Source organism: Pseudomonas sp. N-1-13 (genome assembly GCF_057787095.1).
In genome coordinates this window covers 2039921-2051954 of sequence record NZ_JBYNRI010000001.1, presented here as the reverse complement: position 1 = coordinate 2051954, position 12034 = coordinate 2039921, and the positions used below count along the sequence as shown (strand labels likewise).

The 12034-nt window shown below is 61.8% G+C and carries 11 protein-coding genes; 8 read left to right on the top strand and 3 right to left on the bottom strand.

Features of this window, described 5'->3' with window-relative positions; all coding sequences use genetic code 11:
• The first annotated feature begins 11 nt into the window (after positions 1–11).
• From nuoI to AC3I65_RS09335, 8 genes are all read left to right on the top strand, one after another.
• Positions 12–560: an NADH-quinone oxidoreductase subunit NuoI gene (gene nuoI, locus AC3I65_RS09370; RefSeq protein WP_047227738.1), complete on the top strand. Its 549-nt coding sequence runs from the start codon at positions 12–14 to the stop codon at positions 558–560.
• Between the two features lie 9 nt (positions 561–569).
• Positions 570–1070 (top strand): NADH-quinone oxidoreductase subunit J, encoded by a 501-nt coding sequence (nuoJ, locus tag AC3I65_RS09365; protein WP_047227739.1) that lies wholly within the window; start codon positions 570–572, stop codon positions 1068–1070.
• 4 nt (positions 1071–1074) lie between these two features.
• Complete coding sequence (gene nuoK / locus AC3I65_RS09360) at positions 1075–1383, top strand: NADH-quinone oxidoreductase subunit NuoK (RefSeq protein WP_044463936.1); 309 nt, start codon at positions 1075–1077, stop codon at positions 1381–1383.
• Entirely contained in the window at positions 1380–3233 is a 1854-nt protein-coding gene (nuoL, locus tag AC3I65_RS09355; protein WP_107322295.1) for an NADH-quinone oxidoreductase subunit L, read from the top strand. Before nuoK ends, nuoL begins: the two co-directional genes overlap by 4 nt.
• A 39-nt stretch (positions 3234–3272) precedes the next feature.
• Positions 3273–4805 (top strand): NADH-quinone oxidoreductase subunit M, encoded by a 1533-nt coding sequence (gene nuoM, locus AC3I65_RS09350; protein WP_047227741.1) that lies wholly within the window; start codon positions 3273–3275, stop codon positions 4803–4805.
• Positions 4806–4812: 7 nt separating this feature from the next.
• A complete protein-coding gene (gene nuoN, locus AC3I65_RS09345) occupies positions 4813–6276 on the top strand; it encodes an NADH-quinone oxidoreductase subunit NuoN (RefSeq protein ID WP_047227742.1) in 1464 nt (487 codons plus the stop codon).
• Positions 6277–6405: 129 nt separating this feature from the next.
• Positions 6406–7509 (top strand): FAD-dependent oxidoreductase, encoded by a 1104-nt coding sequence (locus AC3I65_RS09340; protein WP_419417716.1) that lies wholly within the window; start codon positions 6406–6408, stop codon positions 7507–7509.
• Between the two features lie 201 nt (positions 7510–7710).
• The gene (locus tag AC3I65_RS09335) at positions 7711–8187 is read left to right on the top strand and encodes a PA2171 family ribosome-binding persister protein (RefSeq protein ID WP_047227744.1); all 477 of its coding nucleotides are present in this window, start codon (positions 7711–7713) and stop codon (positions 8185–8187) included.
• 55 nt (positions 8188–8242) lie between these two features.
• On the opposite strand, the gene AC3I65_RS09330 is transcribed toward AC3I65_RS09335, so the two are convergent.
• The 3 genes from AC3I65_RS09330 to AC3I65_RS09320 form a co-directional block, all read right to left on the bottom strand.
• Positions 8243–9121, bottom strand: coding sequence for a LysR family transcriptional regulator (locus tag AC3I65_RS09330; protein WP_488523658.1), 879 nt, complete (start codon positions 9119–9121; stop codon positions 8243–8245).
• Between the two features lie 250 nt (positions 9122–9371).
• The gene (gene ycaC, locus AC3I65_RS09325; RefSeq protein ID WP_076385491.1) at positions 9372–10007 is read right to left on the bottom strand and encodes an isochorismate family cysteine hydrolase YcaC; all 636 of its coding nucleotides are present in this window, start codon (positions 10005–10007) and stop codon (positions 9372–9374) included.
• A 146-nt stretch (positions 10008–10153) separates the two neighbouring features.
• Positions 10154–11992, bottom strand: coding sequence for an amidohydrolase (locus tag AC3I65_RS09320; RefSeq protein WP_047229368.1), 1839 nt, complete (start codon positions 11990–11992; stop codon positions 10154–10156).
• Positions 11993–12034: the final 42 nt, after the last annotated feature.

The following is a 12034-nucleotide window of genomic DNA, read 5'->3' as shown; positions in this document are numbered from 1 at the left end:
GGATTTGACCCATGTTCAAATATATTGGCGACATCGTTAAGGGTACCGGTACCCAACTGCGAAGCCTGGTCATGATCTTCGGCCATGGCTTTCGCAAGCGCGACACCCTGCAATACCCTGAAGAAGCGGTCTACCTGCCGCCGCGTTATCGCGGCCGCATCGTCCTGACCCGCGACCCCGACGGCGAAGAACGCTGCGTGGCCTGCAACCTGTGCGCCGTGGCGTGCCCGGTGGGCTGCATCTCGTTGCAGAAAGCCGAAACCGAAGACGGTCGCTGGTACCCGGACTTCTTCCGTATCAACTTCTCGCGCTGCATTTTCTGCGGCCTCTGCGAGGAAGCGTGCCCGACCACCGCGATCCAGCTCACGCCGGATTTCGAAATGGCCGAGTTCAAACGTCAGGACCTGGTGTACGAGAAAGAAGATCTGCTGATTTCCGGTCCCGGTAAAAACCCTGATTACAACTTCTATCGTGTTGCAGGTATGGCCATTGCCGGTAAGCCAAAAGGCGCCGCGCAAAATGAAGCCGAACCGATCAACGTGAAGAGCTTGCTGCCTTAAGGAAGAAAGATGGAATTCGCTTTCTATTTCGCATCGGGTATCGCGGTGGTCTCCACGCTTCGAGTGGTCACCAACACCAACCCTGTGCACGCCCTGCTCTACCTGATCATCTCGCTGATCGCCGTGGCCATGACCTTCTTCAGCCTCGGTGCGCCGTTTGCCGGTGCGCTGGAAGTGATCGCCTACGCCGGCGCCATCATGGTGCTGTTCGTGTTCGTGGTGATGATGCTGAACCTGGGCCCGGCCTCGGTGCAGCAAGAACGTTCCTGGCTCAAGCCGGGCATCTGGGCGGGGCCGGTGATTCTCGCCGCGCTGCTGCTGGGTGAACTGCTGTATGTACTGTTCGCTCACCAGAGCGGCCAGGCCATCGGCCACACCACCGTAGACGCCAAGGCCGTGGGCATCAGCCTGTTCGGTCCGTACCTGCTGGTGGTCGAACTCGCCTCGATGCTGCTGCTTGCCGCAGCCGTCACGGCGTTCCATTTGGGCCGTAACGAGGCGAAGGAGTAATCACATGCCTGCTATCCCTCTCGAGCATGGTCTGGCGGTTGCCGGCATCCTGTTCTGCCTCGGTCTGGTCGGCCTGATGGTCCGCCGCAACATTCTGTTCGTGCTGATGAGCCTAGAGGTCATGATGAATGCCTCCGCCCTGGCCTTCATCGTCGCGGGCGCTCGCTGGGCGCAGCCGGATGGACAAGTCATGTTCATCCTGGTGATCAGCCTGGCAGCCGCTGAGGCCAGTATCGGCCTGGCGATTCTGTTGCAGCTGTATCGCCGCTTCCACACTCTCGATATCGACGCTGCCAGCGAGATGCGCGGATGAACCTACTCTTTCTGACTTTCGTATTTCCCCTCATCGGTTTCCTGCTGCTGTCGTTCTCTCGTGGACGCTGGTCGGAAAACCTTTCGGCGCTGGTTGGCGTGGGGTCCATCGGCCTGTCTGCCATCGTCACGGCCTACGTGATCTGGCAGTTCAACGTCGCCCCGCCTGAAGGTGGCGCGTACGTGCAGGTGCTGTGGCAGTGGATGGCGGTGGAAGGCTTCACGCCGAACTTCGCCCTGTACCTGGATGGCCTGTCGGTGACCATGCTGGGCGTGGTGGTCGGCGTGGGTTTCCTGATCCACCTGTTCGCCTCCTGGTACATGCGCGGCGAAGCCGGTTACTCGCGCTTCTTCGCCTACACCAACCTGTTCATCGCCAGCATGCTGTTCCTGGTGCTCGGCGATAACCTGCTGTTCCTGTACTTCGGCTGGGAAGGCGTGGGCCTGTGCTCGTACCTGCTGATCGGTTTCTACTACAGCAACCGCAACAACGGTAACGCGGCGCTCAAGGCGTTCATCGTGACCCGGATCGGCGACGTGTTCATGGCCATCGGCCTGTTCATCCTGTTCCAGCAACTGGGCACCCTGAACATCCAGGAGCTGCTGGTACGTGCTCCGCAGCACTTCCAGGCCGGCGACTTCTGGATCGTCCTGGCGACCCTGATGCTGCTGGGCGGCGCTGTCGGTAAATCCGCGCAACTGCCGTTGCAGACCTGGCTGGCGGATGCGATGGCTGGCCCTACCCCGGTTTCGGCACTGATCCACGCCGCAACCATGGTGACCGCCGGTGTCTACCTGATCGCCCGTACCCACGGCCTGTTCGCCCTGGCGCCAGACATCCTGCACCTGGTCGGCATCGTCGGCGGCGTGACATTGGTGCTGGCCGGTTTCGCAGCCCTGGTCCAGACCGACATCAAGCGTATCCTCGCCTACTCGACCATGAGCCAGATCGGCTACATGTTCCTGGCCCTGGGCGTCGGCGCCTGGGAAGGCGCGATCTTCCACCTGATGACCCACGCCTTCTTCAAGGCGCTGCTGTTCCTTGCTTCCGGTGCGGTGATCGTTGCCTGCCACCACGAGCAGAACATCTTCAAGATGGGCGGCCTGTGGAAGAAACTGCCACTGGCCTACGCCAGCTTCATCGTCGGCGGCGCGGCCCTGGCGGCCCTGCCACTGGTCACCGCCGGTTTCTACTCCAAGGACGAGATCCTCTGGGAAGCGTTCGCCAGCGGTAACCAGGGTCTGCTCTATGCCGGCCTGGTGGGTGCGTTCATGACCTCGCTGTACACCTTCCGCCTGATCTTCATCGCGTTCCACGGTGAAGCCAAGACCGAAGCCCACGCTGGCCACGGCATTGCCCACTGGCTGCCACTGTCGGTGCTGATCGTGCTGTCGACCTTCGTCGGCGCAATGATCACGCCACCGCTGGCCGATGTACTGCCGCAAAGCGTCGGCCATGCCGGCGGCGACGCCAAGCACAGCCTGGAAATCGCTTCGGGCGCCATTGCCCTGGCCGGTATCCTGCTGGCCGCCCTGCTGTTCCTGGGCAAGCGTCGCTTCGTCACGGCGATCGCCAACAGCGGCATCGGGCGATTCCTTTCGGCCTGGTGGTTCGCTGCCTGGGGCTTCGACTGGATCTACGACAAACTGTTCGTCAAGCCATACCTTGCGATCAGCCACATTCTGCGCAAAGACCCGCTCGACCAGACCATTGGCCTGATCCCGCGCATGGCCAAGGGCGGCCACACTGCCCTGAGCCGTACCGAGACCGGTCAACTGCGTTGGTATGCGGCTTCCATGGCGGCTGGCGCCGTGCTGGTTATCGGCGCCATCGTGCTGGTAGCGGTCTGATATGAACCTTGCGAACTTGCGAAAGGAAACGAGCCCGTCATGATTCTGCCCTGGCTAATCCTGATCCCCTTCATCGGCGGCCTGCTGTGCTGGATGGCGGAGCGTTCAAGCTCCACCCTCCCGCGCTGGATTGCGCTGCTGACCATGTCCCTGGAACTCGCACTCGGCCTCTGGCTCTGGGCGACCGGCGACTATTCATTTGCTCCGGCCCCTGGCGCCGATCCGACCTGGGCGCTTGAGTTCAAGCACATCTGGATCGAACGCTTCGGTATCAGCGTGCATCTGGCTCTCGACGGCCTGTCGCTGCTGATGATCCTGCTGACCGGCCTGCTGGGTATCCTCTCGGTCCTGTGCTCCTGGAAAGAGATCCAGCGTCACGTCGGTTTCTTCCACCTGAACCTGATGTGGATCTTGGGCGGTGTTGTCGGCGTGTTCCTGGCGCTGGACCTGTTCATGTTCTTCTTCTTCTGGGAAATGATGCTGGTGCCGATGTACTTCCTCATCGCGCTCTGGGGTCACAGTTCTTCGGACGGCAAGAAAACCCGGATCTACGCGGCGACCAAGTTCTTCATCTTCACCCAGGCTTCCGGCCTGATCATGCTGGTGGCGATCCTTGGCCTGGTGCTGGTCAACTTCAACAACACCGGCGTGATTACCTTCAACTACGCCGACCTGTTGAAAGTGCAGATGTCGCGCACCACCGAGTACGTGCTGATGCTGGGCTTCTTCATTGCCTTCGCGGTGAAGCTGCCGGTGGTGCCGTTCCACTCCTGGCTGCCGGACGCCCACGCCCAGGCGCCGACCGCAGGTTCCGTGGACCTGGCCGGTATCCTGCTCAAAACCGCCGCCTACGGCCTGCTGCGTTTCGCCCTGCCGCTGTTTCCCAATGCCTCGGCCGAGTTCGCGCCGATTGCCATGACCCTGGGTCTGATCGGGATTTTCTACGGTGCGTTCCTGGCGTTCGCCCAGACCGACATCAAGCGCCTGATCGCCTTCTCCAGTGTTTCGCACATGGGCTTTGTGCTGATCGGGATCTACTCCGGCAGCCAGTTGGCCCTGCAAGGCGCGGTGATCCAGATGCTGGCCCACGGTCTGTCGGCTGCGGCACTGTTTATCCTCAGCGGCCAGTTGTACGAGCGTCTGCACACTCGGGACATGCGTGAAATGGGCGGTATCTGGTCGCGCATCGCTTACCTGCCGGCCATCAGTCTGTTCTTCGCCGCGGCGTCCCTGGGCCTGCCGGGCACCGGTAACTTCGTCGGCGAGTTCCTGATCCTGATCGGCTCGTTCGTCAGCGCTCCGTGGATCACCGCCATCGCCACCTCTGGCCTGGTGTTCGGTTCGGTCTACTCGCTGATCATGATCCACCGCGCCTACTTCGGCCCGACCAAGTCGGATGAAGTGCTGCGCGGCATGGACGGTCGCGAACTGATCATGGTGCTCGGCCTTGCGGTGCTGCTGGTTTACCTCGGCGTCTACCCGCAACCGTTCCTCGACACCTCTGCCGCCACGATGCATGGCGTGCAGCAGTGGCTCGGCACCGCCTTCTCTCAACTCGCTTCGGCCCGGTAAGAGCGCTATGGAATTCACGATTCAACACTTTATCGCGCTTGCGCCGCTGTTGATCACCAGCGCCACGATCATCGTGGTGATGCTGGCGATCGCCTGGCGGCGCAATCACTCACAGACCTTCCTGCTGTCGGTGGCGGGGCTGAACCTGGCCCTGCTGTCGATTTTGCCGGCCCTGAAAGTCGCGCCGCTGGCGGTCACCCCGCTGTTGCAGATCGACAGCTTCGCGTGCCTGTACATGGCGCTGATCCTGGTCGCCACCCTCGCCTGCGTCACCCTCGCCCACGCCTACCTCGGCGATGGCGGTACGGGTTACCCGGGCAACCGTGAAGAACTGTACCTGCTGATCCTGATGGCCGCCGCCGGTGGCCTGGTCCTGGTCAGCGCGCAGCACCTGGCCAGCCTGTTCATCGGTCTGGAGCTGCTGTCGGTGCCGGTCTACGGTCTGGTGGCCTATGCCTTCTTCAACAAGCGCTCCCTGGAAGCCGGCATCAAGTACATGGTGCTGTCGGCCGCCGGTTCCGCGTTCCTGTTGTTCGGCATGGCCCTGCTCTACGCCGAAGCCGGCACCCTGAGCTTCGTCGGCATCGGTCAGGCCCTGGCGGCCACCGGCCTGCCTAGCCCGATCGCGCAACTGGGCCTGGGCATGATGCTGATCGGCCTGGCGTTCAAGCTGTCGCTGGTGCCTTTCCACCTCTGGACCCCGGACGTCTACGAAGGCGCCCCGGCGCCGGTGGCGGCGTTCCTGGCCACCGCGTCGAAAGTCGCAGTGTTCGCGGTGATGGTGCGGTTGTTCCAGATCTCGCCAGTGGCCAGCAGCGGTGTGCTGAGTGACGTGCTGACCATCATTGCCATCGCGTCGATTCTGTTCGGTAACCTGCTGGCGCTGACCCAGAGCAACCTCAAGCGTCTGCTGGGTTACTCGTCCATCGCCCACTTCGGTTACCTGCTGATCGCGCTGATCGCCAGCAAGGGCCTGGCGGTGGAAGCCATCGGCGTGTACCTGGTCACCTACGTGATCACCAGCCTTGGCGCGTTCGGCGTGATCACCCTGATGTCCTCGCCGTACAACGGCCGTGACGCCGACGCCCTGTACGAATACCGCGGCCTGTTCTGGCGCCGTCCGTACCTGACCGCCGTGCTGACCGTGATGATGCTGTCCCTGGCCGGCATCCCGCTGACCGCAGGCTTCATCGGCAAGTTCTACATCATTGCCACCGGCGTCGAGGCTCACCAATGGTGGCTGGTCGGCTCCCTGGTGCTGGGCAGTGCCATCGGCGTGTTCTACTACCTGCGCGTGATGGTCACCCTGTACCTGATGGAACCGAACCTGCGTCGCCACGATGCCGAGTTGCACTGGGAACAGAAGGCAGGCGGCGTGATGCTGCTGGCTATCGCCGTACTGGCGTTCTTCCTCGGTGTGTACCCGCAGCCGTTGCTGACCCTGGTTCAGCAGGCCGGCCTGACGGGTTGATCACCCGAACGCTGTAGCATCAAAAAATGCCCGTATCGCTTGATACGGGCATTTTTTTTGGGCTGTAGAAGTCGCCTACCTCGGGCTATCCTGAGGCGCTTGAACATACGACTCCAAGAGGGAAAGGCTTTGGGCATGGACATCGATTGCGTGGTGGTGGGCGCGGGCGTGGTCGGGCTCGCCGTGGCTCGGGAACTGGCCCAGGCCGGTCACGAAGTGCTGTTGATCGAAGCCGGCGAAGCCATCGGCATGGGCACCAGCTCGCGCAATTCCGAAGTCATCCATGCCGGCATTTATTACCCTCCGGGGAGCCTCAAGGCGCAACTGTGCGTCGAAGGTCGCCAACAGTTGTACGCGTATTGCGCGAGTCATGGGGTCGCGACCCACAGGCTTGGCAAATTGATCGTTGCCAAGGATCAGTTTCAGGTGGAGGGTCTCAAGGCCTTGCTTGAGCGAGGATTGAAGAACGGTGTCGACGACCTGCGTCTGCTCGATCAGCAGCAGGCGCTGGAGCTGGAGCCCGCTCTGGCGTGCGTGGCCGCGCTGTATTCGCCTTCCACCGGTATCGTCGACGCGCACGCACTGATGCTGGCCTTGCAGGGGGATGCCGAAGCGGCTGGTGCCGACATCGTATTTCACACGCCCTTGCTGAGGGCACGGACCATCACCGGAGGTTTCATGCTGGAGCTGGGTGGTACGGCGCAGATGAGCGTGTCCTGCCGCCGACTGATCAACGCCGCCGGCCTCCAGGCGCCCGCCCTCGCCCGCCGTATCGAAGGCCTGACGCCGCACTCGGTGCCCCGCGATTATCTGTGCAAGGGCAACTACTTCAGCCTGACTGGACGCGCGCCTTTCCGGCATCTGATCTACCCCGCTCCGGAAGCTGCCGGCTTGGGCATTCACATGACCCTGGACCTGGCGGGCCAGGCCCGATTCGGCCCGGACACCGAGTGGCTCGAGCGCGAGGACTACCGCGTGGACCCGGCCCGCGCCGAGGCCTTCTACCCGGCGATTCGCAATTATTGGCCAGGCTTGCCGGACCATAGCCTGCAACCGGGCTACAGCGGCATCCGTCCGAAAATTTCCGGCCCCGATGAGCCGGCCCGGGACTTCCTCATCAGCAGCCCCGCCGAGCATCAGGTCCCGGGGCTGATCAATCTGTTCGGGATCGAATCGCCAGGCCTGACCTCCTGCCTGGCGCTCGCCGGGCGGGTGCGGCAACTGATCGTCTAGCGGTGGGGGCAGCGCAAAGTGCAATGCATTTTTCCATGCCCTCATGCAGGCTGCACGACCCGCAAAAAACAGACTCATATAACCTGTTGTTTTAAAACGAGTTTATATAAATCCTTGGCTGGCACGACTGATGCAATTTCCCTGTAACGCGGCGTTGGCGCTTGAAGCCGGCCCGCATCCGTGAATTGCCAGGAGCTACATATGAACGCCATCGACCTGTTGAAAGCCGACCATGAACGCGTCAAGGCCATCCTTGCCCAGCTGAGCGAATCAACCAGCCGAGGCATCAAGAAACGCACCGACCTATTGGCGAAGCTGGAAATGGAAATCTCCATTCATACCCGACTGGAAGAAGAAATTCTCTATCCGGCCTACAAGCAGGCCGGCGGCAAGGAGCAGGCCGAGATGTACTACGAGGCCAAGGAAGAGCACCGCACCGTCGACTCGCTGGTGCTGCCGGACCTGAAGAACACCGACCCGTCCACCCCAGAATTTGCCGGCCGGGTGAAAGTGGTCAAAGAGTTGCTTGAGCACCATATCGAAGAAGAGGAAACCGAGATGTTCCCTCAAGCCAAAAAACTGCTGGGCAAAGCGACGCTGGAGTCGTTGGGCGAGCAGATGGAAGCCATGAAGGCGCAGTACAAAAAAGAAATGAGCAGCTCCAGCCTGGCCGCCTGATCAGGCGCTGCCGATGCGTTCAGCCGTTTGCCACGGCTGAACGCAGCCGGGCAGCTCACTGCATCTGTTCTCGCAAGAACTCCACCAGCGCCTGCACCGGGCGTGAACTTTGCCGATGTTGCGGATAGACCGCCGACAGCGCCAAGGCCTCTGTCTCGAAGCCTTCGAGCACCTTGATCAATCGACCGTCCTTCAATGCCTCTCCGACAATGAACGTCGGCAGATACGTGATGCCCATGCCCGCGATAGCCGCGTCCCTGAGTAAATCGCCGTTATTGGCACGCATGCGTCCGGCGACCTCCAGGGTCAGCGGTTTGCTGCGTCCACCGAACCGCCATTGCACCTGACGGCTATGCCCATAGGGCAGGCAATCGTGATTGCGTAGGTCTTCGGGCCGTTCGGGCGTGCCGCGTTGCGCCAGGTAGGCGGGGCTGGCGCAGTACACTCGCTCGATGGTCGCGATACGCCGGGCGATCAACGTCGAATCCTCCAGCACGCCAATGCGCAGCGCGATGTCGTAGCCTTCCCCCAGCAGGTCAACCGAGCGATCACTCAAATCCACTTCGACACTCACCTCTTGGTGGCGCTGCAAGAACAGCGGTAACAGGCTGCCCAGGTGCGCGACCGCGAACGAAAGTGGTGCGCTAAGACGAATGGTGCCGCGAGGCTCGCTGGTCTGGCCGCTGATGCCCTGCTCCACCTGTTCGACTTCATTGAGCAGGCGCAGCGCTGCTTCGTAATAGCGCTGGCCCAGCGGTGTCACATCCAGCCGTCGTGTCGAGCGATTGAGCAAACGCACGCCCAGTCGTTGCTCCAGTTCCATGAGCTTGCGGCTGACGAACTGCTTGGACAGCCCGAGCTTTTCCGCCGCCGCGGTGAAACTGCCCGACTCCATGACCTGGGCAAAAATGCGCATTTCTTCGAAGGGATTCATTGTCATTCCAGGGTGGACAGTCGGGATGTTCTGGTGGGTATTGTGGATAGGGTGAGACAGGTTGCATAGAGGGTGAAGGTGTAGCCGTCATCGCGAGCAAGCTTTGCTCCCACAAGGATCTTGTGGTCACCCTGAATAAATGTGGGAGCGAGCCTGCTCGCGATGACGGCCGATCAGCTTGCCTAAAAGTGGATGCCATGCACAAAAACGCCCGCACAAGGCGGGCGTCATCCAGCAGCAACCACTCAGCTTACTTGGCGGTCAGCGCCGAATAGCTGTTCATCAGGTTGCGGTAGTTGGGAATACGCTGGGACAGCAGATTGCCCAGGCCTTCGATGTCGTTGCGCCAGTCGCGGTGCAGCTCACAGGCCACCGAGAACCAGTTCATCATCTGCGCGCCGGCAGCCGTCATGCGCACCCAGGCCGCCTGTTGCACGGTTTCGTTGAACGTGCCCGAAGCGTCGGTGACGACGAACACTTCGAAACCTTCGGCCAGCGCCGACAGCGTCGGGAATGCCACGCAGACGTCGGTTACCACGCCAGCGATGATCAGTTGCTTGCGACCGGTGGCCTTGATCGCCTTGACGAAGTCTTCATTGTCCCAGGCGTTGATCTGGCCTGGGCGCGGGATGTACGGCGCGTCCGGGAACATTTCCTTGAGCTCTGGCACGATCGGGCCGTTAGGGCCGTCTTCGAAGCTGGTGGTCAGGATGGTTGGCAGCCCGAAGAATTTCGCCAGGTCAGCCAGGGCCAGCACGTTGTTCTTGAACTCGTTGGGCGAGAAGTCCTGGACCAGGGAAATCAGACCCGTCTGGTGATCGACCAGCAGAACGACTGCGTCGTCCTTGTTCAGGCGATTGTAAGCGTAAGCAGGAACGTTGCTCATGGGATGACTCCTTTGGGATGGTTTGTGACAAAACCCTGTGGGAGCGAGCTTGCTCGCGATAGCGGAATGTCAGGCGGAGGCGATGTTGAATGTTCCGCCGCCATCGCGAGCAAGCTCGCTCCCACAGGGGAGAATCGGTGCGTTAGTCAGAAGGCAAAGCAGGAGCAGCCAAACGCGCCCCAGAAGCCCTGAAAATCGCTGACTGGAACGTTCGACAGCCGCGCCCGTTCATGGCTATGGGCGTGCACCGTGCACGGGCCGCTGCACTGGTGGACTTGCGCCTGCAACGGTGAAGTCGGACGCCAGTGGCCGGGCACCTTGACCACCGGCGACCAGTCCGGGAGTACCGGCACGCTGGCGGGGCCGAGTTTTTCGAAGTCGCCGGCGCCGTACACCACCTTGCCGTCGACCACTGTCAGCACCGACTCGATCCACTTGATGGCCTCTTCCTCGACGCTGAAGAAATCCGCGCTCAGTGCCGCCAGGTCCGCCAGTTGGCCGACCTTGATCTGGCCTTTCTTGCCCTGCTCCGAGGAGAACCAGGCGCTGCCATGGGTGAACAGTTCCAGCGCCGTCAGGCGCGGCAGGCCTTCTTCGTGCAACGAGAGGCCACCGACGGTGCGGCCGCTGACCATCCAGTACAGCGAGGTCCAGGGGTTGTAGCTCGACACCCGAGTAGCGTCGGTACCAGCCCCCACCGGCACGCCTTCGGCCAGCATGCGCTTGATCGGTGGCGTGGCCTCGGCGGCCTTGGCACCGTAGCGGTCGACGAAATATTCACCCTGGAAGGCCATGCGGTCCTGGATCGCGATACCGCCGCCCAGCGCTCGCACGCGTTCGATGTTCTTCGGTGTGATGGTCTCGGCGTGGTCGAAGAACCACGGCAGGCCGTTGAACGGAATGTCGCGGTTGACCTTCTCGAACACATCGAGCATGCGGCTGATGGATTCGTCATAGGTGGCATGCAGGCGGAACGGCCAGCGTTGCTCCACCAGGTGCCGAACCACCGGCTCCAGATCTTGCTCCATACCCGGTGGCAGGTCCGGACGCGGTTCGAGGAAGTCTTCAAAATCCGCTGCCGAAAACACCAACATCTCACCGGCGCCGTTGTGCCGCAGGAAGTCATCGCCCTGGTGCAACTTGACGCTGCCGGTCCAGTTCTTGAAGTCGGTGAGTTCTTCCTTGGGTTTCTGGGTGAACAGGTTGTAAGCGATGCGCACCGTCAACTGCTGCTCGCGCGCCAGTTGCTCGATCACCGCGTAATCATCCGGGTAATTCTGGAAGCCGCCGCCGGCATCGATGGCGCTGGTCAGGCCCAGGCGATTGAGTTCACGCATGAACTGGCGCGTGGAGTTGACCTGATACTCCAAAGGCAGCTTCGGCCCCTTGGCCAAAGTCGAGTAAAGGATCATTGCGTTGGGCCGCGCCACCAGCATGCCGGTGGGTTCGCCCTTGCTGTCGCGCACGATCTCGCCGCCCGGCGGGTTTGGCGTATCGCGGGTGTAGCCAGCCACTCGTAGCGCCGCGCGGTTGAGCAAGGCACGGTCATACAGGTGCAAGACGAATACCGGGGTGTCCGGGGCTGCCTGGTTGAGTTCTTCCAGAGTCGGCATGCGTTTTTCGGCAAACTGGAATTCGTTCCAGCCGCCCACCACCCGCACCCATTGCGGGGTCGGTGTGCGATCTGCCTGGTCCTTGAGCATGCGCAAGGCATCGGCCAGGGACGGCACCCCTTCCCAGCGCAGTTCCAGGTTGTAGTTCAGGCCACCACGGATCAGGTGCAAGTGCGAGTCATTGAGCCCGGGAATGACGGTGCGGCCCTTGAGATCGATAACCTGGGTGCCGCTGCCACGCAGGGCCATGGCCTCGGCGTCGGTCCCTACCGCGACGAAGCGCCCCTGGCTGATGGCGACCGCACTGGCGCGGGGTTTCTCACGGTCGACGGTATGGAACTGGCCATTGAATAGAATCAGATCGGCGTTCATCGGACTTCCTTTGGCGATAAATGTGCAGGTGAATCAATCGGT

Coding starts and splice junctions, on each gene's coding strand:
- nuoI (WP_047227738.1), top strand. CDS start 12: ATGTTCAAATATATTGGCGACATCGTTAAGGGTACCGGTACCCAACTG.
- nuoJ (WP_047227739.1), top strand. CDS start 570: ATGGAATTCGCTTTCTATTTCGCATCGGGTATCGCGGTGGTCTCCACG.
- nuoK (WP_044463936.1), top strand. CDS start 1,075: ATGCCTGCTATCCCTCTCGAGCATGGTCTGGCGGTTGCCGGCATCCTG.
- nuoL (WP_107322295.1), top strand. CDS start 1,380: ATGAACCTACTCTTTCTGACTTTCGTATTTCCCCTCATCGGTTTCCTG.
- nuoM (WP_047227741.1), top strand. CDS start 3,273: ATGATTCTGCCCTGGCTAATCCTGATCCCCTTCATCGGCGGCCTGCTG.
- nuoN (WP_047227742.1), top strand. CDS start 4,813: ATGGAATTCACGATTCAACACTTTATCGCGCTTGCGCCGCTGTTGATC.
- AC3I65_RS09335 (WP_047227744.1), top strand. CDS start 7,711: ATGAACGCCATCGACCTGTTGAAAGCCGACCATGAACGCGTCAAGGCC.
- AC3I65_RS09330 (WP_488523658.1), bottom strand. CDS start 9,121: ATGAATCCCTTCGAAGAAATGCGCATTTTTGCCCAGGTCATGGAGTCG.
- ycaC (WP_076385491.1), bottom strand. CDS start 10,007: ATGAGCAACGTTCCTGCTTACGCTTACAATCGCCTGAACAAGGACGAC.
- AC3I65_RS09320 (WP_047229368.1), bottom strand. CDS start 11,992: ATGAACGCCGATCTGATTCTATTCAATGGCCAGTTCCATACCGTCGAC.